Origin of the sequence: Pseudomonas sp. MYb2 (assembly GCF_002979955.1) — a bacterium.
In the GTDB taxonomy this organism is placed as follows: Bacteria; Pseudomonadota; Gammaproteobacteria; order Pseudomonadales; family Pseudomonadaceae; genus Aquipseudomonas.
Map to the genome: position 1 here is coordinate 24832 of NZ_PCQC01000001.1, position 24451 is coordinate 49282.

Consider the following 24451-nt stretch of genomic DNA (forward strand, 5'->3'; position numbering starts at 1 on the left):
GAGCCTGCTCGCGAAGACTTACTGGAAGGCGCCTCTGCCTTCGGCGTTACGCACCGAGACCTGATCATTCAGCGTCCAGAAGTCATACAGCACGCCAAGAAAGAACAACCCGCCCGTCAGCAGATAGATCAGTCCGCTGATCCATTTCCCCTGATACATCCGGTGCACGCCCAATGCTCCAAGGAACGTCAGCAGAATCCACGCCACGTTGTATTCGATCGGCCCTGCGGTAAAACGCAGATCCGCCTCGCGATCCATCGCCGGGATCAGGAACAGGTCGATCAACCAGCCAATCCCCAGCAGACCGAAGGTGAAGAACCAGATCGTCCCGGTCACTGGCTTGCCGTAATAGAAGCGGTGAGCGCCGGTAAAACCGAAAATCCACAGCAGATAGCCGATGACTTTGCTGTGTGTATCTTGCGGCTGTGCAATTTGTTGATAGCGGTTCATGAAGACCTCGATTCACACGATAGATAAATATTCTTGAATTCTTTGTGACTTTTTTACAGGTAGCCGACGTACGGCAAATGTTACCGTTGCTACCGTCAAAGCCTTATAGCACCTGACTTCTGTCCGACAATTGCGTCCATTTGCCGCTTATTTGGTTCCGTTGGCTGCCAACTGAATCGACCAACGGACTCGGAATGAAAAAAAACTCTGTTATAAAGTTGCGCGCTATCACTGAAGAGCCACGCCTAATGCGACCATTTTTCAAGACATGGCTGACCATCTGCCTATTAATGCCACTGGCCGCCCACGCCACCAATCGTGAGCAACGTCTTCCTAACGTTAACGGCTTTACTCCTAAATCCCATGCTTCGGCTCCATCGAGCAAAAGCAGCAAAAGCAAAACCACCACGCTGAGCAGCAAGAGCCACAGCAAGCTGGTGCCACCGATGGCGAGCAAGGAAAGCAGCAACGTGCTGAGCCGTGCGGTAAACGTCCTCGGTACGCCTTATCGTTGGGGCGGCAGCAGCCCAAGTAAAGGTTTCGATTGCAGCGGTCTGGTGAAATACGCGTTCAACGACGCCACGTTCGACCTGCCACGCACCTCGAATGCCATGGCCAGCGGCCACGGCGAGAAAGTCGAGCGCAAGGATCTGAAGCCGGGCGACCTGATTTTCTTCAACATCAAGAGCCGTCGGGTCAACCACGTTGCCATCTACCTGGGCAACGACCGCTTCATCCACGCACCGCGTCGTGGCAAAGCGGTGAGCATCGATACGTTGAACAAGCCGTACTGGCAGCAGCACTACGTAGTGGCCAAGCGTGTGTTGCCGAAAGAACAGAGCCAGCTGCGCGTGGTTCAGCGCTAACACCATACCGATCGTTCCCACGCTCCGCGTGGGAATGCCTCAATGGACGCTCCGCGTCCGCTTCGGCAGGGACGCAGAGCGTCCCGGGCTTCATTCCCACGCAGAGCGTGGGAACGATCACTCCCTCAGAAATTATCCGGTGTACGCGCCTTCTCCCGCGCATGCTCGCGGCTGATCAAGCCCTTGGTCACCAGATCCTTCAGGCACATGTCCAGTGTCTGCATCCCCAACGACCCACCGGTCTGAATTGCCGAATACATCTGCGCGACCTTGTCCTCACGGATCAGGTTACGGATCGCCGACGTGCCCAGCATGATCTCGTGGGCCGCCACCCGCCCGCCGCCGATCTTCTTGATCAGCGTCTGCGAGACTACCGCCAGTAGCGACTCCGACAGCATCGAACGGACCATCGACTTCTCGTCACCGGGGAATACGTCGACCACCCGGTCAATGGTTTTCGCCGCTGAGGTGGTGTGCAGCGTGCCGAACACCAGATGCCCGGTTTCCGCAGCGGTCAACGCCAGGCGAATGGTTTCCAGGTCACGCATCTCGCCGACCAGGATCACATCCGGGTCTTCACGTAGCGCCGAGCGCAAAGCGGTGGCGAAACTGCGGGTATCACGATGGACTTCACGTTGATTGATCAGGCATCTGCGCGATTCGTGAACGAATTCGATCGGGTCTTCAATGGTGAGGATGTGGTGATGCCGGTGGGTATTGAGGTAATCGATCATCGCCGCCAGCGTGGTCGACTTGCCCGAACCGGTCGGCCCGGTGACCAGCACCAGCCCGCGCGGGGCGTCGGTGATCTTGCGAAAGACATCGCCCATGCCGAGGTCGTCCATGCTCAGCACTTTCGACGGAATCGTACGGAATACGGCGCCGGCGCCACGGTTCTGGTTAAAGGCATTGACCCGAAAACGCGCGACACCCGGCACTTCGAAAGAAAAGTCGGTTTCCAGATGTTTCTCGAAGTCGACCCGCTGGGTGTCGTTCATGATGTCGTAGATCAATTCGTGCACTTGCTTGTGATCCAGCGCCGGCAGATTGATCCGCCGCACATCGCCATCGACACGGATCATCGGCGGCAGACCGGCCGACAGGTGCAGGTCGGAAGCTCCCTGTTTGGCGCTGAAGGCCAGCAGTTCAGTGATATCCATAGCGCTCCTCAATTCCAGTAGAATGCCGCGAACCTTCAGACCGCCGGCGCCTCTTGATGTCCACGATAGCAGACAACATTCTTCAGGTTGGTTCGCGCATCCAGGCAGCAGCCAACGCTGCGAACCGCGACGAAAACAGCATTCAGTTGCTCGCCGTGAGCAAAACCAAACCCGCCGAGGCGTTGCGCGAAGCGTATGCCGCCGGCCTGCGTGACTTTGGTGAGAACTACCTGCAGGAAGCTTTGGGCAAACAGCTCGAACTGGCCGACCTGCCCTTGATCTGGCACTTCATCGGCCCCATTCAATCGAACAAGACTCGGGCGATTGCCGAGCATTTCGACTGGGTGCACTCCGTGGATCGCCTGAAAATCGCTCAACGCTTGTCCGAACAGCGCCCGGCTGAACTGCCGCCGCTGAACATCTGCATTCAGGTCAATGTCAGCGGTGAAGCCAGTAAATCCGGCTGCACCCCGGCGGATCTGCCGGCGCTGGCCGAAGCCATCAGCGCCCTGCCTCGGCTGAAGCTGCGCGGCTTGATGGCAATTCCCGAGCCAACCGAAGATCGCGCCGAGCAGGACGCGGCCTTCGCCGCCGTGCAGAAATTGCAGGCAAGCCTCGATCTGCCGCTCGACACACTTTCCATGGGCATGAGCCACGACCTCGAGTCGGCCATTGCCCAAGGCGCCACTTGGGTGCGTATCGGTACGGCCCTGTTCGGCGCCCGCGATTATTCCCAATCTTGAACGTTTCCAGATAAGGACCACACATGAGCAACACACGTATTGCGTTTATCGGTGCGGGCAACATGGCGGCCAGCCTGATCGGCGGCCTGCGCGCCAAAGGTCTGGAAGCGGCGCAGATCCGCGCCAGCGATCCGGGCGAAGAAACCCGCGCCAAGGTCAGCGCTGAACACGGCATCGAGACCTTCGCCGACAACCCTCAGGCCATCGACGGCGTCGATGTGATCGTGCTGGCGGTCAAGCCGCAGGCGATGAAAGCCGTGTGCGAGGCGATTCGCCCGAGCCTGAAACCGAATCAACTGGTGGTGTCGATTGCTGCCGGCATCACTTGCGCAAGCATGACCGCGTGGCTCGGCGAGCAGCCGATCGTGCGCTGCATGCCGAACACCCCGGCGCTGCTGCGTCAGGGTGTCAGCGGTTTGTATGCGACCAGCGAAGTGACCGCCGAACAACGTCAGCAAGCCGAGGAGCTGCTGTCCGCCGTGGGCATCGCCCTGTGGCTCGACGAAGAGCAGCAACTGGACGCGGTCACTGCGGTGTCCGGTTCCGGCCCGGCGTACTTCTTCCTGCTGATCGAAGCCATGACCGCTGCCGGCGTCAAACTCGGCCTGCCGAAGGACGTTGCTGAACAACTGACTCTGCAAACTGCCTTGGGCGCCGCACACATGGCGGTTTCCAGCGATGTCGACGCCGCCGAACTGCGCCGTCGCGTGACGTCGCCAAATGGCACAACCGAAGCCGCGATCAAATCATTCCAGGCCAATGGCTTTGAAGCCCTGGTCGAAACCGCACTCGGCGCCGCCGCGCACCGCTCGGCCGAAATGGCCGAACAACTGGGCAAATAAGGAGCCTTACATGATTGGATTGAACACTGCAGCGGTTTACGTGCTGCAAACCCTCGGCAGTCTGTACCTGCTGATCGTGCTGCTGCGCTTCGTGCTACAACTGGTGCGGGCGAACTTCTACAACCCGCTGTGCCAGTTCATCGTCAAAGCCACCCAGCCGCTGCTCAAGCCACTGCGCCGGATCATCCCGAGCCTGTTCGGCCTCGACATGTCGTCGCTGGTCTTGGCGATTCTGGTGCAACTGGCGCTGATGGCGCTGACCCTGCTGCTGACTTACGGCACCACCGGTAACCCGCTGCAACTGGTGATCTGGTCGCTGATCGGGGTGACCGCGCTGTTCCTGAAGATCTTCTTCTTCGCCCTGATCATCAGCGTGATCCTCTCGTGGGTCGCGCCGGGCAGCCACAATCCGGGTGCTGAGCTGGTTAATCAGATCTGCGAACCGGCATTGGCGCCGTTCCGCAAAATCCTGCCGAATCTCGGCGGTCTGGATCTGTCGCCGATCTTCGCCTTCCTGGCGCTGAAGCTGATCGACATGCTGGTGATCAACAATCTGGCGGCGATGACGATGATGCCGGAAATCCTCCGTCTGCTGATGTGAGCTGGTTTCGATGGGACGGTGACGACTTGATCCTCGAGTGTCACCTGCAACCGGCAGCCCGCAGCGATGACTTCGCCGGGCTGCACGGCGATCGTCTGAAGATTCGGCTGACTGCGCCGCCGGTCGAGGGCAAGGCCAATGCTTACCTGATGGGCTTTCTGGCCAAGGCATTTGGCGTTTCGAAGAGCCAGGTCAGTTTGCTCAGTGGTGAGTTGAACCGGCAGAAGCGGGTGAAGATCTGCTCGCCGAAGAAGTTGCCGGATTTGCCGGGGTTGGTTGGGCGCTTGTCTTGAGTTTTGCGGCGTCTGTGCCCCTCACCCCAGCCCTCTCCCCCTGGAGAGGGAGCCGATCCAGGGTGTTTTCGGAACCTGAGTTCAGCCCGGATAGATCAGGTCGGCGTAGCTCAAAAGAACACCTCGGTCGGTCCCCTCTACCTCTGGGAGAGGGCTAGGGTGAGGGCCGCTTGCCGCTAACCCCCCCGGTCTTTAGACTTACGCCTCATTTCAACGAGAGCAGGGTCGATGCCAACTGCCTTTCCCCCCGATTCTGTTGGTCTGGTGACGCCGCAAACCGCGCACTTCAGCGAACCGCTAGCGCTGGCCTGTGGCCGTTCGCTGGCCGCCTATGACCTGATCTACGAAACCTACGGCACGCTGAACGCGCAAGCGAGCAACGCCGTACTGATTTGCCACGCCTTGTCCGGTCACCACCACGCCGCTGGCTATCACAGCGTCGACGACCGTAAACCCGGTTGGTGGGACAGCTGCATCGGCCCCGGCAAACCGATCGACACCAATAAATTCTTCGTGGTCAGCCTGAATAATCTGGGCGGCTGCAACGGCTCCACCGGCCCGAGCAGCATCAACCCGGAGACCGGCAAACCGTTCGGCGCCGACTTCCCGGTACTCACCGTGGAAGACTGGGTGCACAGCCAGGCTCGCCTCGCTGATCTGCTCGGCATCGGCCAGTGGGCGGCGGTGATCGGCGGTAGCCTGGGCGGCATGCAGGCGTTGCAATGGACCATCACTTACCCGGATCGCGTGCGTCACTGCCTGGCCATCGCCTCGGCACCGAAGCTGTCGGCGCAGAACATCGCCTTCAACGAAGTCGCGCGCCAGGCGATCCTGACTGACCCTGAGTTCCACGGCGGTTCGTTCCAGGAAGCCGGCGTGATCCCCAAGCGCGGTTTGATGCTCGCACGCATGGTCGGCCACATCACTTACCTGTCCGACGATTCCATGGGCGAGAAATTCGGCCGTGGGTTGAAGAGCGAGAAGCTCAACTACGACTTCCACAGCGTCGAGTTCCAGGTCGAAAGCTACCTGCGTTATCAGGGCGAAGAGTTCTCCGGACGCTTCGACGCCAACACCTATCTATTGATGACCAAGGCGCTGGACTACTTCGATCCGGCGGCGAACTTCGACGATAACCTGGCGAAAACCTTCGAAAACGCCACGGCAAAATTTTGCGTGATGTCGTTCACCACCGACTGGCGCTTCTCCCCGGCCCGCTCGCGGGAGCTGGTGGATGCGTTGATGGCGGCGCGCAAGGACGTCAGCTATCTGGAGATCGGTGCGCCGCAGGGCCACGACGCCTTCCTGATTCCGATCCCGCGCTACTTGCAGGCGTTCGGCAATTACATGAACCGCATCACGTTGTGAGAAAGCCATGAGAGCTGATCTGGAAATCATCCAGGAATGGATCCCCGCCGGCAGCCGCGTCCTCGACTTGGGCTGCGGTGACGGCGAGTTGCTGACCTGGTTGCGCGACAACAAGAACGTCACCGGTTATGGCCTGGAAAACGACGCCGACAACATCGCCGAGTGCGTGGCCAAAGGCGTCAACGTTATCGAGCAGGATCTGGACAAGGGGTTGGGCAACTTCGCCAGCAACAGTTTCGACATCGTCGTCATGACCCAGGCCCTGCAAGCCGTGCACTACCCGGACAAGATCCTAGACGAAATGCTCCGGGTCGGTCGCCAATGCATCATCACCTTCCCGAACTTCGGTCACTGGCGCTGCCGCTGGTACCTGGCGAGCAAGGGCCGCATGCCGGTCTCCGAGTTTCTGCCGTACACCTGGTACAACACGCCGAACATCCACTTCTGCACCTTCGAAGACTTTGAAGAACTTTGCCGCGAACGTGATGCGAAGGTCATTGATCGGCTTGCCGTGGATCAACAGCACCGCCACGGGTGGGCCAGTAAGCTATGGCCTAATCTGTTAGGTGAGATCGGTATCTACCGCGTCAGCAGCCCGCAGCTTGCAGACCACAAAGTCGCGGTCTGAATCCCGTCATTTCGAGGAGACGATCATGGGTCGTTTAGCGTTGTTGTTATTGACTGCCTGCCTGAGCGCCAGCGCTCTGGCGGCCGACGTCATCAAGGGCGAACGCAAGGAAACCTTTGGCGACGTCACGGTGCACTACAACACCTTCAACTCGACGTTCCTGCAACCGGACATCGCCAAGGCCGCGGAGCTGATCCGCAGCAAGCATCAGGGCGTGATCAATGTCTCGGTAATCAAGGACGGCAAACCGTTGATCGCCAACGTCACCGGCACGGTCAAAGACCTGACCAGCAACAGCGTGCCGCTGAATTTCCGCCAGATCACCGAACAGGGCGCGATCTACTACATCGCCCAGTATCCGGTGGAACAGCAGGAAACCCGCACCTTTGAAATCAAGGTGCAGAACGGCGACAAGATCAACACCATCAATTTCAACCAAGAACTCTTTCCCGGCGAATGATGAACATCAAGCAGCTCGTACTGGCCAGCCATAACGCCGGCAAACTCAAAGAACTCCAGGCCATGCTCGGCGACTCGGTGCAACTGCGCTCGATTGGCGAGTGGAGCAAGGTCGAGCCGGAAGAAACCGGTCTGTCGTTCGTCGAGAACGCGATCCTCAAGGCACGCAACGCTGCGCGCATTTCCGGGCTGCCGGCGCTGGCCGATGACTCGGGTCTGGCGGTGGATTTCCTCGGCGGTGCGCCGGGCATCTATTCGGCGCGCTATGCCGATGGCAAAGGCGATGCGGCGAACAACGCGAAACTGCTCGATGCCTTGAAAGACGTCCCGGAAGCAGAGCGCGGCGCGCAGTTCGTCTGCGTATTGGCGCTGGTGCGCCACGCCGATGATCCGCTGCCAATCCTCTGCGAAGGCCTGTGGCACGGACGGATTCTGACCGCTGCCAGCGGCGAGCACGGTTTCGGTTATGACCCGCTGTTCTGGGTGCCGGAGCGCGACGTGTCCAGCGCTGAACTGAGCCCGGCCGACAAGAACCAGATCAGCCACCGCGCCCGAGCAATGGATCTGCTGCGCCAGCGTCTGGGCTTGAAATGACCCGTGCCTCTTCTGCGTCGTCGCTGATTGTCGGCGGCGCCGCTTCTTCGCCTCGGGCGCCGCTGCCGACGCTGCCGCCCTTGGCGCTGTACATCCACATCCCGTGGTGTGTGCGCAAATGCCCGTATTGCGATTTCAACTCGCACACCGCAAGCCCGGTGTTGCCGGAGCAGGAATACGTCGACGCCTTGCTGGCCGATCTCGATCAGGATCTGCACGCTGTTTACGGCCGCGAAATCAGCTCGATCTTCTTTGGTGGCGGCACGCCGAGCCTGTTCAGCGCCGAAGCCCTTGGGCGTTTACTCGAAGGCGTCGAGCAGCGCATTCCGTTTGCCGGTGACATCGAAATCACCCTGGAAGCCAATCCGGGCACCTTCGAGCAGGAGAAGTTCGTCGCGTACCGCAAGCTGGGGATCAATCGCCTGTCGATCGGTATCCAGAGCTTCCAGCAGGAAAAACTCAAGGCGCTGGGGCGGATTCACAACGGTGACGAAGCGGTACGTGCGGCCGGCATGGCGCGTCAGGCCGGGTTCGATAACTTCAACCTCGACTTGATGCACGGTTTGCCCGATCAATCGCTGGACGATGCCTTGAGCGATCTGCGTCAGGCCATCGCGCTGAATCCGACGCACATCTCCTGGTATCAGCTGACACTGGAACCGAACACCGTGTTCTGGAACCAGCCGCCAGTGCTGCCGGAGGACGATACGCTGTGGGACATTCAGGAAGCCGGGCAGGCGCTGCTGGCCGAGCACGGTTACGCGCAATACGAAGTGTCGGCTTATGCCCTGGCCGGGCGCCCGGCGCGGCATAACCTCAATTACTGGAGTTTTGGCGACTTCATCGGCATTGGCGCCGGTGCGCATGGCAAGCTGAGCCATCCGGACGGACGCATCGTGCGTACCTGGAAGACCCGTTTGCCAAAGGACTACCTGAATCCGGCGAAAAGCTTTCAGGCTGGCGAAAAAGCGCTGAGCAATGACGAGATGCCGTTCGAGTTTCTGATGAACGCTTTGCGCCTGACCGCAGGCGTCGAATCGCGCCTGTATCCGCAGCGCACTGGCCTGTCACTGGAAAGCCTCGCCGAGGGCCGGGCAGCGGCAGAACAAAGCGGTCTGTTGCAGGTCGAACCGTCACGTCTGGCGGCCACCGAGCGCGGACAGCTGTTCCTCAACGATTTGCTGCAACAATTTCTGAACTGATTTCAGTGCTAAGGGAAAACGCATGGATTTGATACTCGACCTGCTCGCCACCGTCTCCCGCTGGAGCCGCAGCAACCTCTCGGAAATCGCCCTGGCGCTGGTCGGCTGCCTGCTGGTGCTGTTCGGCGCTGACTTCAAAGGCTGGGTCGAGCAACGTCTGGGCAGCATCGCCGGCGCCTTGCGCGTACCGCTGATGTCGCTGCTGTGCGTGATCGGCAGCGGCGCGGCGCTGATCTATGCCACGCCTTGGGTGGTCAAGGGTTTGAGCCAGTTCAACAACTACAGCCTGGCGCCGGTGCTGCTGGTGGTACTGGTGCTGATCGGGGTGGTTGCTGATCGCCGCTGACTTGCCAGCCGATTGGGCGTTCCTACGCTTCGCGTGGGAACGATCAGATCAAAAGATCGCAGCGTGCCGCAGCTCCTACAGCGCGTGGTTCTTCCTTTTTTACTGTTAGTCAGGGACGTTCATGAGTAAAAAAACGCTGGACGAAACAAGCAAGTTTCTCAGCTTCGTGTTGCGTCACGAGCCTCAAGCGATTGGTCTTACGCTGGATTCGGATGGCTGGGCAGATATCGACGCACTGATTAATGGCGCTGCGCGTGACGGTCGTAACCTCGATCGCGATTTGATTGAAACGGTGGTGGCAAGTAGCGACAAAAAGCGTTTTGCCATTTCTACTGACGGCTTGTGCATCCGCGCTGTTCAGGGCCACTCGACGAAGACTGTCGAGTTACAGTTCGACGAGAAACCCCCACCGCAAACGCTGTATCACGGCACCGCGACGCGTTTTCTCGATTCGATCAATGAACAAGGTTTGATCCCTGGATCACGCCATCACGTGCATCTTTCGGAAGAGATCGCCACTGCCACTTCCGTAGGTCAACGCTACGGCAGCGTAGTGGTGCTCGCAGTCGCCACGCAGCAGATGCTGGAAGAAGGCTTCAAGTTCTATCAGGCCGAAAATGGCGTCTGGTTGACAGAGCAGGTGCCCGCTCGATTTCTTGCGCCCTTGTAATCTCCTAATACACAAACAACTGTGAGAGCGAACCTGCTCGCGAAGGCGTCTTAACATCCAACAACATCGTTGATTGTCAGACCGCTTTCGCGAGCAGGCTCGCTCCCACTATTGGGCCTTGGTTCAATGATTCTTCGATAAGCGGCTCTGCGCCTGAAGGATCGCCTTGAGGCCAACGGAATCCTTGCAGCCCAGCGCTATCGCTTTATCGAAGTGTTCGATATTGCCGCTGTCGCGCATATCGCTGCCGTTCACACGAGTCAACGCGAGTATGTAGTAGGCCTCAGCCCGAAACTGGTCTTCGGACAATACCAAGCCAGCTGCGCGAGCTCGCATGGCGGCCATCGGCCCGACCTTGCCGGCAGGCGCCCCGTGTTCTTCGAAACACAGCGAACGTTTGGCCTGCAACGGATAGTCGTCAGCATGCGTATCAGGCTTGAGCAGCAACTGCTCGAGAGACTGCAAGAATTTCAAATGATCAGGATTTTGCGCATCAAATCGTTCATACGCTTTGTCGCACAAATGGTAATAGCCCACCGCAGCCGCTAACAATCCATCATCCATGGCCCGCTGATAAAGACCACAGGTCTGTAAGCGCGTCTGCTCGGAAAACATCGGGTTGTCCTGCAGGCTGGCCAGAACATAGGTGGCCAGCGTGTGCCCGCCGCCCGACGCATGCTTGAGGTTGTCCACAAGAGCCTCGAGATCACCTTCGGCAACGCGCAACTGTTCAGGGGTGTATTGCACGCTTTCCCCGGCGGCCTCACGCTTGATCCGGTCATTGGCGTCGCGCTCGATCTTTGCCGCCGTTCTCTGCGCACTCGCGAAGTATTCCTCGGGGCTGACTACCCGTTCGCACGCTGCGCAACAAATGAGACCCAGAACCAGCGTGCAGGCAAAAATGGCTTTCAAGATTTGTCGTCCTTTACAAATGGGGGCCTCGAGCTTTCGGCGGATCATAGCCAAACTTGAGCAAACTCCAGAAACAACTGTAGGAGCTGCGGCACGCTGCGATCTTTTGATCTTGAAAATCAGGATCAAAAGATCGCAGCGTGCCGCAGCTCCTACAGGGGGTATTGCCTAGGACTCAGGACTGTTTTTCGAACTTCAGATCCCACACGCCATGGCCAAGACGTTCGCCGCGGCGTTCGAACTTGGTGATCGGGCGTTCGGCCGGGCGCGGTACGCATTTGCCGTCTTCGGCGAGGTTGCGGTAGCCCGGGGCGACGTTCATCACTTCCAGCATGTATTCGGCGTACGGTTCCCAGTCGGTGGCCATGTGCAGAATTCCGCCGACCTTCAACTTGCTGCGCACCAGTTCAGCGAACGAGGCCTGAACGATACGACGCTTGTGGTGACGGCTCTTGTGCCACGGATCCGGGAAAAACAGCATCAGGCGATCGAGGCTGTTGTCGGCGATGCAGCGGTTGAGCACTTCGATCGCGTCGCAATCGTAGACCCGCAGGTTGGTCAGGCCCTGAGTCAGCACGCCATTGAGCAGCGCGCCGACACCCGGACGGTGCACTTCAACGCCGATGAAATCCTGCTCCGGTGCCGCCGCGGCCATTTCCAGCAGCGAGTGGCCCATGCCGAAACCGATCTCCAGCGAGCGCGGTGCCGAACGGCCGAACACTTGATCGTAATCCACCGGCGCGTCGGCCAGCGGCAGCACGTACAGCGGCGCGCCCTGATCCAGACCGCGTTGCTGGCCTTCGGTCATGCGCCCGGCGCGCATCACGAAACTCTTGATGCGGCGGTGTTGGCGCTCGTCGCCTTCTTCCGTCTGGATAGGCGTGTCGTTCGATTCAGTCATCAATGGCTCTTACTTGATCAGACCATCCAGCGGCGAAGAGGCGCTGGCATAGAGTTTTTTCGGCATACGGCCAGCGAGGTAGGCCAGACGGCCTGCAACGATGGCGTGTTTCATGGCTTCAGCCATCATCACCGGCTGCTGGGCGTGGGCGATGGCCGAGTTCATCAGCACCGCATCGCAACCCAATTCCATGGCGATGGTCGCATCGGACGCAGTACCGACACCGGCATCGACCAGCACAGGAATCTTGGCTTCTTCGAGGATGATCTGCAGGTTGTACGGATTGCAGATCCCTAGGCCGGAACCGATCAGGCCGGCCAGCGGCATCACTGCGATGCAGCCGATTTCCGCCAGTTGCCGGGCGATGATCGGGTCATCGCTGGTGTAGACCATCACGTCGAAACCTTCTTTGACCAGCGTTTCGGCGGCCTTGAGGGTTTCGATGACGTTCGGGAACAGGGTCTTCTGGTCAGCCAGTACTTCCAGCTTCACCAGGTTGTGGCCGTCGAGCAGCTCACGGGCCAGGCGGCAGGTGCGCACGGCTTCGATGGCGTCGTAGCAACCGGCGGTGTTCGGCAGGAAGGTGTAGCGCTCCGGCGACAGCACATCGAGCAGGTTCGGCTCGCCCTCGATCTGGCCCAGGTTGGTGCGGCGCACGGCGAAGGTGACGATCTCGGCACCCGAGGCTTCGATGGCCTGACGGGTTTCTTCCATGTCACGGTACTTGCCGGTACCAACCAGCAAACGCGACTGGTAAGTACGACCGGCCAGAACAAAAGGCTTGTCGCTACGAACGATGCTCATGGGGAATCCTCTTTAGGGGTGAGGGTCTTGCAGAATTCTGTGCCCGTACGGGCCGCCCGGTCAGCCGCCGCCGATGGCGTGCACGACTTCGACGTTGTCGCCGTCGTTGAGCGTGGTGACGGCATGCTGGCTGCGCGGGACGATATCCAGATTGAGTTCGACTGCCACTCGACGTCCGGTCAGTTCCAGACGAGTGATCAGGGCCGCAACGGTCTCGCCGTCGGGCAGTTCAAGGGATTCGCCGTTCAACTGAATGCGCATGCGCAACGCCGCCATCATTTTTAGGGGCAGGCATTCTAGCCCGATCATGACCTAAAGGTCAGCACCAAGCGTCAAGCGGTTGGTTGCAAGCGCCAGGCGGCCAGCCCGAGGCAAACCCAACCGGCCAGAAACGCCAGGCCACCGAACGGGGTGATGATGCCAAGCTTGCTGATACCGGTCATGGTCAGCACGTACAGGCTGCCGGAGAACAGCAGGATGCCGGCGGCGAACGACACGCCAGCCCAAGCAACCAGTCGCCCTTGTATCTGCGTGGCCAACAGCGCCACACCGAACAGTGCCAGGGTGTGCACCAATTGATAGGTAACGCCGGTGTGGAAAATCGCCAGATACTCCGGCGTCAGGCGGTTTTTCAGACCATGGGCAGCGAATGCGCCCAAAGCGACTCCGGTGAAACCGAAAAAAGCGGCCAGCATCAAAAAGCCACGCAGCATGGGGAACTCCAGTCAGACTCGATCGGCAGGGTCTGTATAATGGCCCGCTCCACGGGTTCGGCCAAGCCATCTCTATGCTGCGTACTATTTTCCGTCGTCTCACGAAGGCCCTGCTCTGGTTCGCGGGCGGCAGCGTATTGCTGGTGCTGGTGTTTCGCTTCGTGCCGCCGCCGGGCACGGCGCTGATGGTCGAGCGCAAGGTCGAATCCTGGGTCGATGGCGAGCCGATTGATCTGCAGCGAACCTGGAAGCCGTGGGACGAGATCTCCGATGATCTCAAGGTAGCGGTGATGGCTGGCGAGGATCAGAAATTTCCTGAGCACTGGGGTTTTGACTTCAGTGCGATCCAGGCAGCGCTGGCCCACAACGAACTCGGCGGTTCAATTCGCGGCGCCAGCACCTTGAGTCAGCAAGTGTCGAAGAACCTGTTTCTCTGGGCCGGTCGCAGTTATCTGCGTAAAGGTCTGGAGGCGTGGTTTACCGCGCTGATCGAAGTGTTCTGGCCCAAGCAGCGGATTCTTGAGGTGTACCTGAACAGCGTCGAGTGGGATGACGGGGTGTTTGGTGCCGAGGCTGCGGCCCGCCATCACTTTGGCGTGAGCGCGAAGTCGCTGTCCCGGCAGCAGGCGAGTTATCTGGCTGCCGTACTGCCAAACCCACGCGTCTGGAGTGCCAGCCATCCGACCGCTTATGTGTCGCGTCGGGCCGGGTGGATTCGGCAGCAGATGAGTCAGTTGGGTGGGGATAGTTATTTGCTGGGGCTGAATGATTCGCGGCGAGCGCCTTGGTCTCGATAACACCGAGGATCTAAATGTAGGAATGAGCCTGCTCGCGATAGCGGTACATCAGTGACGGCAATGCTGACTGTCACACCGCTATCGCGAGCAGGCTCACTCCTACATTGGTTTGTGGCGAAGCAGAAATGAAAACGCCCCGATCATCGCTGATCGGGGCGTTTTTTATTGCCTGCTCGCCGGTTAGGCGGCGATCGACAACTTGAGCTTGTTCATCGCGCTCTTCTCGAGCTGACGGATCCGCTCGGCCGACACGTTGTACTTCTGCGCCAGGTCGTGCAGCGTGGCTTTCTCTTCTGCCAGCCAGCGCTGGTAGAGGATGTCGCGGCTGCGTTCGTCCAGCACTTCCAGTGCTTCGTGCAGATTGCTGTTGGAGTTGTCGCTCCAGTCGGCATCTTCCAGTTGACGGGCCGGGTCGTACCGGTGGTCTTCCAGGTAATTGGCCGGCGACTGGAAAGCGCTGTCGTCGTCGGCTTCAGCAGCCGGGTCGAAGGCCATGTCATGGCCGGTCAGGCGACTTTCCATCTCGCGCACTTCACGCGGCTCGACGCCGAGGCTTTCCGCCACACGGTGGACTTCCTCGTTGTTCAGCCACGCCAGACGTTTCTTCTGGCTGCGCAGGTTGAAGAACAGCTTGCGCTGGGCCTTGGTGGTCGCGACTTTCACAATGCGCCAGTTGCGCAGGATGAACTCGTGAATTTCCGCCTTGATCCAGTGCACGGCGAACGACACCAAACGCACACCCATTTCCGGGTTGAAGCGCTTAACGGCCTTCATCAGGCCGACGTTACCTTCCTGGATCAGGTCAGCCTGAGCCAGACCGTAGCCGGAATAGCTACGGGCAATGTGTACGACAAAACGCAGGTGGGCGAGCACCATCTGCCGAGCCGCCCCCAAATCCTGCTCATAGTAGAGACTCTCGGCCAGTTCACGCTCCTGCTCCGGCGTCAGCAATGGAATGCTGTTGACGGTGTGCACGTAAGCTTCCAGGTTCGCACCCGGAACCAACGCATACGCAGGTTGCAAAGAATTGGTCATACGAAAAAACCTCCCACTTACATACTCGTGCCTCTCGGCACTGCGAAAAATTGACCGGAAACTCAAGTACAAGTTCCCAAAAAACCGCGAGGTCAATCACGCGCAAAAAAGATTCTACTTCGGCGCCAGCTCCCTGAGATGGCGTGCGACTGCAATCCATGCACCGATATAACCCAACAGCACCGCGCCAAGCAAGAGCGACAGACCGTCGGCAACTGGCACTCCGGCCAGCGCGAAATCACTGCCGTACAAGCCGGCCAGCCCAACCACCGCGTCGTTCAGCCAGTTCAGGCCGAACGCCAATACACCCCAGGACAACAGTCCCGCACCGAAGCCATACAACGCACCCATATAAAGGAAGGGACGTCGCACATAGCTGTCAGTGCCGCCGACGAGTTTAATCACTTCTATCTCGGTGCGGCGGTTTTCAATATGAAGACGAATGGTATTGCCTATCACCAAAAGTAATGCAGAAACCAAAAGCACCGTCAAACCGAAGACAAAACGATCGCCGAGCTTGAGGATGGCGGCCAGACGCTCGACCCAGACTAGATCAAGTTGCGCCTGTTGTACCTTGGGCAGCTCGGAAAGTTTTTGTCTTAATGCTTCCAGGGTCGGCTTGTCGACTTCGTTCGGGGTGACCAGCACCACGCCCGGCAACGGGTTCTCCGGCAGCTCGCGCAGGGCTTCACCCAGCCCGGACTGCTGCTGAAACTCTTCCAGCGCCTGATCGCGGCCGACATATTCAGCATCAGCTACACCGGGCATGCCCTTGATCTGCTCACGCAACGATTCGCCCTGCTGCGGGCTGGCGTCGAGTTGCAGGTACAGCGAGATCTGCGCCGCTCGCTGCCACGAACCGCCGAGACGCTCGACGTTGTTGAGCAACAGCGAAAGCCCCATCGGCAGGCTCAACGCCACCGCCATCACCATGCACGTGAAGAAGCTGCCGATCGGCTGCTTGCCGAGACGACGCAGGCTGTCGAGCAGACTGGCGCGATGGCTTTCGATCCACGCACGAAACAGTGTGGCGAAATCCGGGCCATCGTCATCGTCGTGCTTTTTCTTCTTCGGCGGCTGCGGATCGGCGGCTTTCGGGGCCACGCGCTCGGAAACCTTGGGACTGCGTGTCGCACTCATACCCCGGCCTCCCCGTCGCCGATCAATCGGCCACGTTGCAGGGTGAGCATACGGTGGCGCATGCGCGCGATCAGCGCCAGGTCGTGACTGGCGATCAGCACGCTGGTGCCCAGCCGATTGATATCTTCGAACACGCCCATGATTTCCGCCGCCAGACGCGGGTCGAGGTTACCGGTCGGTTCGTCCGCCAACAGCAAGGCCGGGCGGTGAACGATGGCGCGGGCAATGCCGACACGCTGTTGTTGACCGGTGGACAGATCGCCCGGGTACAGATCGGTTTTATCCGACAGCGCCACGCGCTCCAGCGCCGAATCGACACGTTTGGCGATTTCGGCCTTGGACAGCCCGAGAATCTGCAGCGGCAAGGCAACGTTGTTGAACACGGTGCGATCGAACAGTAACTGGTGATTCTGGAACACCACGCCGATCTGCCGGCGCAGGAACGGAATCTGCGCGTTGCTGATCGTGCTCAGGTCTTGCCCGGCCAGCAGCAGTTTGCCGCTGGTCGGACGCTCCATCGCCAGCAACAGGCGCAACAAGGTGGATTTACCGGCACCGGAGTGGCCGGTGACAAACAAGAACTCGCCACGGCGGACTCGAAAGCTCAGCTCATGCAAGCCGACGTGACCGTTCGGGTAGCGTTTACCGACCTGTTCGAAACGAATCATGAACGCTCCCGCTCGGCAAACAGTGCCTGGACAAAGGGTTCGGCTTCAAAGGTACGCAAGTCGTCGATGCCTTCACCGACGCCGATGTAGCGGATCGGCAAGCCGAACTGCTTGGCCAGGGCGAAAATCACCCCGCCCTTGGCGGTACCGTCGAGCTTGGTCAGCGCCAGACCGGTCAGTTCGACGGTCTGGTTGAATTGCTTGGCCTGGTTGATGGCGTTCTGGCCAGTACCCGCGTCGAGCACCAGCAGCACTTCGTGCGGCGCGTCGGCGTCGAGCTTGCCGATGACCCGGCGAACCTTTTTCAGTTCTTCCATCAGGTTGTCTTTGGTGTGCAGACGACCGGCGGTGTCGGCGATCAATACGTCGATGCCACGGGCCTTGGCCGCCTGCACGGCGTCGAAGATCACCGAAGCCGAGTCGGCGCCGGTGTGCTGGGCGATCACCGGAATCTTGTTGCGCTCACCCCAGACCTGCAACTGCTCAACAGCTGCGGCGCGGAAAGTGTCACCGGCGGCGAGCATGACTTTCTTGCCTTCCAGTTGCAGTTTCTTCGCCAGTTTGCCGATGGTGGTGGTTTTGCCGGCGCCGTTGACGCCGACCACCAGAATCACGAACGGTTTGTTCTGCGAAGCGATTTTCAGCGGCTGTTCGACCGGTTTGAGCATCGCGGCCAGTTCGGCCTGCAGGGATTTGTACAGCGCGTCGGCGTCGGCCAGCTCTTTGCGGGCGACCTTCTGGGTCAGGCGCTGGATGATCTGCGTAGTGGCTTCGACACCAACGTCGGCGGTGAGCAGACGGGTTTCGAGGTCATCGAGCAGATCGTCGTCGATGGTTTTGCGGCCGAGAAACAGGCTGGCCATGCCCTCGCCGATGCTGGCGCTGGTTTTCGACAGGCCTTGCTTGAGACGGGCGAAGAAGCCGGCTTTGGTTTCTTCGGTGCGCGGGGCTTCGATGGAGGCTTCGGCAACCACTTCGACCGGCACGACTGGAGCGGCAACTACGGGAGCAGGTGCCGGTGCCGGTGCCGGTGCCGGCTCGGGCTGTTGCACGACTGGAGCAACAGGAGCAACAACGACCGGAGCAACAGGCTCAGGCGCAATAATTTCAGGAGCAGCTTCAGCCACAACGGGCGCAGGCTCGATGATCGGCTCAACCACTGACGCCGGCGCCACTTCAGGCACAAACGCAGCAGGCGCAGGGATCACTGGCGTAACGTGCGGCGCAGCCTCTTCAACCAACGCCACCGGCTCTTCCGCCACCGGCAAGGTCAGCCACGGCTCGGCCGCCGGGGTCAGCGGCAGTTCAGCCGCTACAGGCATTTCAGGCTCCGGCTCTGGCTCAACCGGTTGCAACACCGGCTCGGCAATCGGCAGGACAATCGGTGCCGGCTCTTCTTCTATAACCGGAGCAGGTTCCGGAGCAGGCTCAGGAATCGCGGGCGGCTGTTCGACGACGGGTTCCTGCGGTTTCTTACGCAGCCATCCGAACAGGCTTTTCTTCTCGCCAGCCGCAGCTGGGGTCTTCTTGTCGTCGTTGGAACCAAACATGGAGGACGGCTATCTCACGGTAGCGACGCGCCATAAGGGCGCCCCGGCAAATAAATATTCGATGCAGAACAGACTGTGTTTCATCCAGCTTGTTCACGCGCAACATTTTGTCGAGGCGCCACAGGCACCTCAAAGGTCGATTAATACGAAGGACTGGAACGGCATCGTCGGCGAAAACGCAGAGTTTAGCTGACAAACTCAAAGCTTCTTCCGGGAACCCATACAACCTATCGACCGATCAGTGGCTTGATAGGCGTGGCCGCCAGTAAAACGGATCAGTATCCTAGCACCCTCTCGCCCGCCGACGCTAAGACCAAGCGGGCAGCCCAACAGGTTAAAAAACGAATGAATGCTCTAGCCCGCCGCGCTGCAGGCCTGCTGCTCAGCACAGTCTGCCTGCCCCTTTCGGCCCTGGCGGCCGACCCGCAACCGACCCACGAATTTACCCTCGACAACGGCCTCAAGGTCGTCGTGCGCGAAGACCATCGCGCGCCCGTGGTGGTCTCGCAGGTCTGGTACAAGGTCGGTTCCAGTTACGAAACCCCGGGCCAGACCGGTCTGTCCCACGCGCTTGAGCACATGATGTTCAAGGGCAGCGAGAAAGTCGGCCCCGGCGAAGCGTCGCTGATCCTGCGCGATCTCGGTGCTGAAGAGAACGCCTTCACCAGCGACGACTTCACTGCTTACTACCAGGTGCTGGCCCGTGACCGTCTGGGCGTGGCGTTTGAACTGGAAGCCGACCGCATGGCCAATCTGCGTCTGCCGGCCGACGAGTTCGCCAAGGAAATCGAAGTCATCAAGGAAGAGCGCCGCTTGCGCACCGATGACAAGCCGATGTCCAAGGCTTACGAGCGCTACAAGGCCATGGCCTATCCGGCCAGCGGCTACCACACGCCGACCATCGGCTGGATGGCTGACCTCGACCGAATGAAGGTCGAAGAGCTGCGCCACTGGTATCAATCCTGGTATGTGCCGAACAACGCCACACTGGTGGTGGTCGGCGACGTCACCCCGGACGAAGTCAAAACCCTCGCCCAACGCTATTTCGGCCCGATCGCCAAGCGCGACGTGCCGCCGGCAAAAAAACCACTGGAATTGGCTGAACCGGGCGAACGCCAGATCACCCTGCATGTGCAGACGCAATTGCCTAGCCTGATGCTCGGTTTCAACGTACCAAGCATTGCCACGGCTGAAGACAAACGCTCGGTCAACGCCCTGCGCCTGATCTCGGCACTGCTCGACGGCGGTTACAGCGGGCGCATCCCGACGCAATTGGAGCGCGGCGAAGAGCTGGTCTCCGGCGGTTCGTCGAACTACGACGCCTACACCCGTGGCGACAGCCTGTTCACCTTGTCGGCAACGCCGAACACGCAGAAGAAAAAGACCATGGCGCAAGCCGAGGCCGGTCTGTGGAAACTGCTCGAACAGCTGAAAACCACCGCGCCGTCCGCCGAAGAACTGGAGCGCGTACGTGCGCAAGTGATTGCCGGTCTGGTCTTCGAACGCGATTCGATCACCAGCCAGGCCACGGCGATTGGTCAACTGGAAACCGTCGGCCTGTCGTGGAAACTGATGGACACCGAACTCGCCGATCTGGAAAGCGTGACCCCGCAAGACATCCAGAACGCCGCCAAGCTGTATTTCACCCGCGAACGTCTCAGCGTCGCCCACGTCCTGCCACTGGAGACGACTCATGAGTGAGCGCAAATCCCCACGCCTGATGCTGCTCGGCCTGATCGCCATTGCGGTGATCGGCTCGACGGCTTTCTATCTGTCGCCAAGTGCTGACAGCAAAGCCAGTGAAGCCCTCGACAACGCCAAGTCCAGCCAGAAGCTGCAATCACTCACCGAACTCGACGGCAAAGCCCCGGCCAGCCGCAAGCTCGACGTGCAGACCTGGAGCACCGCCGAAGGCGCCAAAGTGCTGTTCGTCGAAGCCCACGAACTGCCGATGTTCGACATGCGCCTGATCTTCGCCGCCGGCAGCAGCCAGGACGGCAGCGCCTCGGGCCTGGCGGTGCTGACCAATGCGATGCTCAACGAAGGTGTTGCCGGCAAAGACGTCGGCGCCATCGCGCAGGGCTTTGAAGGTCTCGGTGCGGATTTCGGCAACGGTGCTTTCAAGGACATGGCGCTGGCTTCGTTGCGCAGCCTGAGTGCTGCCGACAAACGCGAACCGGCCTTGAAGCTGTTCTCGGAAGTCATCGGCAAACCGACCTTCCCCGCCGACTCCTTCGCACGCATCAAGAACCAGATGCTCGCCGGATTCGAATACCAGAAACAGAACCCCGGCAAACTCGCCAGCCTTGAGCTGATGAAGCGTCTGTACGGCGATCACCCGTACGCGCATTCCAGCGACGGTAATCCGCAGAGCGTACCGAAGATCACCCTCGCGCAATTGCGTGAATTCCACGCCAAGGCCTACGCGGCCGGCAACGCGGTGATCGCGCTGGTCGGCGATCTGTCGCGCGCGGAAGCCGAGGCAATTGCCAATCAGGTCTCCTCGGCCCTGCCGAAAGGGCCGGCGTTGGCGAAGATCGCTCAGCCGCAGGAACCGAAGGCCAGCGTTAATCACATCGAGTTTCCGTCGAAGCAGACCAACCTGATGCTCGCGCAACTCGGTATCGACCGTGACGATCCGGATTACGCGGCGCTGTCGATGGGCAACCAGATCCTCGGTGGCGGCGGTTTCGGCACGCGCCTGATGAGCGAAGTGCGCGAGAAGCGCGGCCTGACCTATGGCGTGTACTCGGCGTTCAGCCCGATGCAGGCGCGTGGCCCGTTCATGATCAATCTGCAGACCCGTGCGGAAATGAGCGAAGGCACCCTGAAACTGGTGCAGGACGTACTCGCCGACTACCTGAAAACCGGGCCGACGCAGAAAGAACTCGACGACGCCAAGCGCGAACTGGCCGGCAGCTTCCCGCTGTCGACCGCAAGCAATGCCGATATCGTCGGCCAACTCGGGGCGATGGGCTTCTATAATCTGCCGCTGAGCTACCTGGACGACTTCATGCGTCAGTCGCAAAGCCTGACCGTGGAACAAGTCCGCGACGCCCTGAACAAACACCTGAGCACGGACAAAATGGTCATCGTCACCGCGGGTCCAACCGTGCCGCAAAAGCCGTTACCGGCCCCTTCTGATAAACCTGCCGAGCAACCGCTCGGGGTTCCGGAGCATTAATGGCAACTCGTTCTCCTAAAAAACCTGCGCACAACGTTCACAACGGTGTGAACCAGTTGCGCATCATTGGCGGCCAATGGCGCAGCCGCAAGCTGAGCTTCCCCGACGCACCTGGCCTGCGCCCGACGCCGGATCGCGTGCGTGAAACCCTGTTCAACTGGCTCGCGCCGTACGTTGAAGGGGCCAAGGTGCTCGACCCGTTCGCCGGCAGCGGCGCGCTGTTTCTCGAAGCGTTGTCCCGTGGCGCGGCCATGGGCCAGGCGCTGGATGCCAGCAACATTGCCGTCTCCAGCCTGAAAGAACACCTCGGCACCCTGCGCTGCACCAACGGTCAGGTACAGACCGCCGATGCGCTGCGTTATCTGGAAACCCAGACCGCAACACCGTTCGACCTGGTGTTCCTCGACCCGCCGTTCAACCAGAACCTGCTGCCGGCCGTGTGCACCTTGCTTGAAGAGCGTCAGTGGCTGGCGCCGGATTCTTGGATCTACACTGAAAGCGAGACGGCACCCTCGATTCTCGGCCTGCCGGGCAACTGGCGCCTGCACCGCGAGCAGAAATCCGGGCGAGTGCACTACGCCTTGTGGCAACGTATGGCAGAGATCGCCGGTTAACCGACCGGCCTGAACAAGCGGCGCGCTTCACCAGAGGCGCCGCCGCGCTGCATCGAGAATCATCGTGCCCCCTCCTTCAGAACGCTTCACTCCCGCCCTCGGCCTCGGCAATCCACACCTGCAAACCTTGTGGGGACCGCTGTGGCGCAAAACCGTGCATATCGAACGCGAGCGCGAACGCTTGTGGCTTGAGGACGGCGACTTCCTCGACCTCGACTGGCATGGCCCGCACACGGCTGACGCGCCGCTGGTGCTGGTGCTGCACGGCCTGACCGGCTCCTCCAATTCGCCCTATGTGGCGGGCGTGCAAAAGGCCTTGGCCGCGCAAGGCTGGGCCAGTGTCGCGCTGAATTGGCGCGGCTGCTCGGGCGAGCCGAATCTGCTGCCTCGCAGCTATCACTCCGGCGCCAGCGAAGACCTCGCCGAAGCCATCAAACACCTGCGTGCGAAACGCCCCTTGGCGCCGTTGTATGCCGTCGGTTACTCCTTGGGCGGCAATGTGTTGCTCAAGCATCTGGGCGAAACCGGCAGCGCCAGTGGTGTGCTCGGCGCGGTGGCGGTGTCAGTGCCGTTTCGTCTGGATCAATGCGCCGACCGCATCGGCCAGGGGTTTTCCAGGGTTTATCAGGCGCACTTCATGCGCGAGATGGTCGCGTACATCAAAAACAAGCAACGGCAGTTTCAGCATGATGGTCGCGAGGATGGCCTGGCGGCGTTGGCAGCGCTCGGCTCACTGGAGAACATGCGCACGTTCTGGGATTTCGATGGCCGCGTGACCGCGCCGCTGCACGGTTTTAACGATGCCGAGGATTACTACCGGCGTGCGTCGAGCCGCTATTTCCTCGGCGAGATCCGCACGCCGACCCTGATCATTCAGGCGGCGGACGATCCGTTCGTGTTCCCGCACAGCTTGCCTGCGGAAAACGAACTGTCGGCGTCGACCGCCTTTGAATTGCAGGCACGCGGCGGACACGTTGGATTCGTCGACGGCTCAGTGCGCCAGCCAGGCTACTACCTCGAACGCCGTATCCCGCGATGGCTGGCCAGCGTGCCCGCATGAGCGACCAGGGCGAATCGATCCGATTCTGGCAATCGGCGCCGCTGCCCGGCGTCGAACTGTTGTCGGCGCGCTATATCGAACAGCGCTTCGCCCCGCATGTGCATGACGGTTTTGTGATCGGCATGATCATGGCCGGCGCTCAGCGTTATCGCTACCGCGGCGCCGAGCATCTGGCGGGCAGCGGGACGCTGGTGCTGATCAACCCGGACGAGTTGCACACCGGGCACAAGGGCACCGACGACGGTTGGCTGTATCGAGCCTTCTACCCGGATACCGGCAAGATTGTTTCGCTGCTGGATGAACTTGAACTGCCCACGACAAGTTTGCCGGCATTCGGCGCCACGCTGTATCGCGACCCCGATCTGGTCAGCGGATTTGCACAATTGCACCGGTTGCTCGAAAGCCCTGCCACCGCGCTGCAACAGCAAACGGTGTGGCGCGAGATGATGTTGTTGCTGTTGCAGCGCCACGCGGCGGTGCGAGAAATCGGTAACCCCGGCAAGGAGCACCGCGCGGTGCTGATCGCCAAGGATCTGCTGCACACGCACTTGGCAGCGCCGCCGTCGCTGGAGGAGCTGGCCGCAGCGGTCAACCTGTCACCGTTCCATTTCGCCCGGGTGTTCCGCCGCGCGACTGGTATGCCGCCACACACTTGGCTGGTGCAGCAACGCATCGCCAAGGCGCGGGCACTGTTGCAGAGTGGTTGCTTGCCGCTGGAAGTCGCGACGCAGCTGGGGTTTGCCGATCAAAGCCACTTGAGCCGACAGTTCAAGCAGGCTTACGGCGTCGGGCCCGCGGCGTATCGCAGCGCCCGGATGGAAAGCTAAAAGATCGCAGCCTTCGGCAGCTCC

30 protein-coding genes are annotated in these 24451 nt (G+C 60.3%); 19 read left to right on the top strand and 11 right to left on the bottom strand.

Annotation, left to right across the window (positions count from 1 at the left end):
- Positions 1 to 18 precede the first annotated feature (18 nt).
- Positions 19 to 432 (bottom strand): TM2 domain-containing protein, encoded by a 414-nt coding sequence (locus CQ009_RS00120; RefSeq protein ID WP_161806643.1) that lies wholly within the window; start codon positions 430 to 432, stop codon positions 19 to 21.
- 266 nt (positions 433 to 698) lie between these two features.
- Between CQ009_RS00120 and CQ009_RS00125 the strand changes: the two genes are divergently transcribed.
- The gene (locus CQ009_RS00125) at positions 699 to 1316 is read left to right on the top strand and encodes a C40 family peptidase (protein WP_105704573.1); all 618 of its coding nucleotides are present in this window, start codon (positions 699 to 701) and stop codon (positions 1314 to 1316) included.
- 125 nt (positions 1317 to 1441) lie between these two features.
- Here CQ009_RS00125 and CQ009_RS00135 read toward each other — a convergent pair whose 3' ends face one another.
- Positions 1442 to 2476: a type IV pilus twitching motility protein PilT gene (locus CQ009_RS00135; protein ID WP_105704575.1), complete on the bottom strand. Its 1035-nt coding sequence runs from the start codon at positions 2474 to 2476 to the stop codon at positions 1442 to 1444.
- 56 nt (positions 2477 to 2532) lie between these two features.
- On the opposite strand from CQ009_RS00135, the gene CQ009_RS00140 reads away from it, so the two are divergent.
- From CQ009_RS00140 to CQ009_RS00190, 11 genes are all read left to right on the top strand, one after another.
- Complete coding sequence (locus tag CQ009_RS00140) at positions 2533 to 3219, top strand: YggS family pyridoxal phosphate-dependent enzyme (RefSeq protein WP_105704576.1); 687 nt, start codon at positions 2533 to 2535, stop codon at positions 3217 to 3219.
- 23 nt (positions 3220 to 3242) lie between these two features.
- On the top strand, positions 3243 to 4061 hold the full coding sequence (proC, locus tag CQ009_RS00145) for a pyrroline-5-carboxylate reductase (protein ID WP_105704577.1): 819 nt from the start codon (positions 3243 to 3245) through the stop codon (positions 4059 to 4061).
- A gap of 10 nt (positions 4062 to 4071) precedes the next feature.
- Positions 4072 to 4662: a YggT family protein gene (locus CQ009_RS00150; protein WP_064388077.1), complete on the top strand. Its 591-nt coding sequence runs from the start codon at positions 4072 to 4074 to the stop codon at positions 4660 to 4662.
- The gene (locus tag CQ009_RS00155) at positions 4659 to 4955 is read left to right on the top strand and encodes a DUF167 domain-containing protein (RefSeq protein WP_007913642.1); all 297 of its coding nucleotides are present in this window, start codon (positions 4659 to 4661) and stop codon (positions 4953 to 4955) included. The genes CQ009_RS00150 and CQ009_RS00155 overlap by 4 nt, the downstream gene beginning before the upstream one ends.
- A 228-nt stretch (positions 4956 to 5183) precedes the next feature.
- The gene (locus CQ009_RS00160) at positions 5184 to 6323 is read left to right on the top strand and encodes a homoserine O-acetyltransferase (RefSeq protein WP_105704578.1); all 1140 of its coding nucleotides are present in this window, start codon (positions 5184 to 5186) and stop codon (positions 6321 to 6323) included.
- A gap of 7 nt (positions 6324 to 6330) precedes the next feature.
- A complete protein-coding gene (gene metW / locus CQ009_RS00165) occupies positions 6331 to 6951 on the top strand; it encodes a methionine biosynthesis protein MetW (protein WP_095121520.1) in 621 nt (206 codons plus the stop codon).
- A 25-nt stretch (positions 6952 to 6976) separates the two neighbouring features.
- Positions 6977 to 7411, top strand: coding sequence for a DUF4426 domain-containing protein (locus tag CQ009_RS00170; RefSeq protein ID WP_064388074.1), 435 nt, complete (start codon positions 6977 to 6979; stop codon positions 7409 to 7411).
- Complete coding sequence (gene rdgB / locus CQ009_RS00175) at positions 7408 to 8004, top strand: RdgB/HAM1 family non-canonical purine NTP pyrophosphatase (RefSeq protein WP_064116272.1); 597 nt, start codon at positions 7408 to 7410, stop codon at positions 8002 to 8004. The genes CQ009_RS00170 and rdgB overlap by 4 nt, the downstream gene beginning before the upstream one ends.
- Complete coding sequence (gene hemW, locus CQ009_RS00180; RefSeq protein WP_064388072.1) at positions 8001 to 9206, top strand: radical SAM family heme chaperone HemW; 1206 nt, start codon at positions 8001 to 8003, stop codon at positions 9204 to 9206. Before rdgB ends, hemW begins: the two co-directional genes overlap by 4 nt.
- A 22-nt stretch (positions 9207 to 9228) precedes the next feature.
- A complete protein-coding gene (locus CQ009_RS00185; protein WP_064116274.1) occupies positions 9229 to 9552 on the top strand; it encodes a DUF3392 domain-containing protein in 324 nt (107 codons plus the stop codon).
- A 121-nt stretch (positions 9553 to 9673) separates the two neighbouring features.
- Positions 9674 to 10222, top strand: coding sequence for an RNA 2'-phosphotransferase (locus CQ009_RS00190; protein ID WP_064388071.1), 549 nt, complete (start codon positions 9674 to 9676; stop codon positions 10220 to 10222).
- Positions 10223 to 10345: 123 nt separating this feature from the next.
- Here CQ009_RS00190 and CQ009_RS00195 read toward each other — a convergent pair whose 3' ends face one another.
- From CQ009_RS00195 to CQ009_RS00215, 5 genes are all read right to left on the bottom strand, one after another.
- Entirely contained in the window at positions 10346 to 11134 is a 789-nt protein-coding gene (locus CQ009_RS00195; RefSeq protein WP_105704579.1) for a hypothetical protein, read from the bottom strand.
- A 175-nt stretch (positions 11135 to 11309) separates the two neighbouring features.
- Positions 11310 to 12035 carry a tRNA (guanosine(46)-N7)-methyltransferase TrmB gene (gene trmB, locus CQ009_RS00200; RefSeq protein ID WP_064388069.1) on the bottom strand — a complete coding sequence of 242 codons (726 nt, stop codon included), beginning with the start codon at positions 12033 to 12035 and terminating at the stop codon, positions 11310 to 11312.
- A gap of 9 nt (positions 12036 to 12044) precedes the next feature.
- Positions 12045 to 12839, bottom strand: a complete 795-nt coding sequence (locus CQ009_RS00205; protein WP_007913621.1) for a thiazole synthase — start codon at positions 12837 to 12839, stop codon at positions 12045 to 12047.
- 60 nt (positions 12840 to 12899) lie between these two features.
- Complete coding sequence (gene thiS / locus CQ009_RS00210; RefSeq protein WP_161806642.1) at positions 12900 to 13100, bottom strand: sulfur carrier protein ThiS; 201 nt, start codon at positions 13098 to 13100, stop codon at positions 12900 to 12902.
- Between the two features lie 71 nt (positions 13101 to 13171).
- Positions 13172 to 13552, bottom strand: a complete 381-nt coding sequence (locus CQ009_RS00215; RefSeq protein ID WP_064388068.1) for a DUF423 domain-containing protein — start codon at positions 13550 to 13552, stop codon at positions 13172 to 13174.
- Between the two features lie 74 nt (positions 13553 to 13626).
- Between CQ009_RS00215 and mtgA the strand changes: the two genes are divergently transcribed.
- Positions 13627 to 14349, top strand: coding sequence for a monofunctional biosynthetic peptidoglycan transglycosylase (gene mtgA / locus CQ009_RS00220; protein ID WP_007913618.1), 723 nt, complete (start codon positions 13627 to 13629; stop codon positions 14347 to 14349).
- A 180-nt stretch (positions 14350 to 14529) separates the two neighbouring features.
- On the opposite strand, the gene rpoH is transcribed toward mtgA, so the two are convergent.
- From rpoH to ftsY, 4 genes are all read right to left on the bottom strand, one after another.
- Positions 14530 to 15384: an RNA polymerase sigma factor RpoH gene (gene rpoH, locus CQ009_RS00225; RefSeq protein WP_007913617.1), complete on the bottom strand. Its 855-nt coding sequence runs from the start codon at positions 15382 to 15384 to the stop codon at positions 14530 to 14532.
- Between the two features lie 114 nt (positions 15385 to 15498).
- Complete coding sequence (gene ftsX, locus CQ009_RS00230) at positions 15499 to 16524, bottom strand: permease-like cell division protein FtsX (protein ID WP_064388067.1); 1026 nt, start codon at positions 16522 to 16524, stop codon at positions 15499 to 15501.
- A complete protein-coding gene (gene ftsE / locus CQ009_RS00235) occupies positions 16521 to 17192 on the bottom strand; it encodes a cell division ATP-binding protein FtsE (RefSeq protein ID WP_003229148.1) in 672 nt (223 codons plus the stop codon). The genes ftsX and ftsE overlap by 4 nt, the downstream gene beginning before the upstream one ends.
- Positions 17189 to 18742 (bottom strand): signal recognition particle-docking protein FtsY, encoded by a 1554-nt coding sequence (gene ftsY, locus CQ009_RS00240; RefSeq protein ID WP_105704580.1) that lies wholly within the window; start codon positions 18740 to 18742, stop codon positions 17189 to 17191. Before ftsY ends, ftsE begins: the two co-directional genes overlap by 4 nt.
- Between ftsY and CQ009_RS00245 the strand changes: the two genes are divergently transcribed.
- The 6 genes from CQ009_RS00245 (at position 18741) to CQ009_RS00270 (ending at position 24427) form a co-directional block, all read left to right on the top strand.
- The gene (locus CQ009_RS00245) at positions 18741 to 18935 is read left to right on the top strand and encodes a hypothetical protein (protein WP_025112092.1); all 195 of its coding nucleotides are present in this window, start codon (positions 18741 to 18743) and stop codon (positions 18933 to 18935) included. The two genes, ftsY and CQ009_RS00245, sit on opposite strands and share 2 nt — an antisense overlap.
- Before the next feature lie 152 nt (positions 18936 to 19087).
- Positions 19088 to 20443 (top strand): pitrilysin family protein, encoded by a 1356-nt coding sequence (locus CQ009_RS00250; RefSeq protein WP_008077830.1) that lies wholly within the window; start codon positions 19088 to 19090, stop codon positions 20441 to 20443.
- Positions 20436 to 21926: a pitrilysin family protein gene (locus CQ009_RS00255; RefSeq protein ID WP_064388065.1), complete on the top strand. Its 1491-nt coding sequence runs from the start codon at positions 20436 to 20438 to the stop codon at positions 21924 to 21926. The genes CQ009_RS00250 and CQ009_RS00255 overlap by 8 nt, the downstream gene beginning before the upstream one ends.
- Positions 21926 to 22540 carry a 16S rRNA (guanine(966)-N(2))-methyltransferase RsmD gene (gene rsmD / locus CQ009_RS00260; RefSeq protein ID WP_105704581.1) on the top strand — a complete coding sequence of 205 codons (615 nt, stop codon included), beginning with the start codon at positions 21926 to 21928 and terminating at the stop codon, positions 22538 to 22540. The genes CQ009_RS00255 and rsmD overlap by 1 nt, the downstream gene beginning before the upstream one ends.
- Positions 22541 to 22604: 64 nt before the next feature.
- Positions 22605 to 23600, top strand: a complete 996-nt coding sequence (locus CQ009_RS00265; RefSeq protein WP_105704582.1) for a hydrolase — start codon at positions 22605 to 22607, stop codon at positions 23598 to 23600.
- Positions 23597 to 24427 carry an AraC family transcriptional regulator gene (locus tag CQ009_RS00270; protein WP_105704800.1) on the top strand — a complete coding sequence of 277 codons (831 nt, stop codon included), beginning with the start codon at positions 23597 to 23599 and terminating at the stop codon, positions 24425 to 24427. Before CQ009_RS00265 ends, CQ009_RS00270 begins: the two co-directional genes overlap by 4 nt.
- The last annotated feature ends 24 nt before the right edge of the window (positions 24428 to 24451 follow it).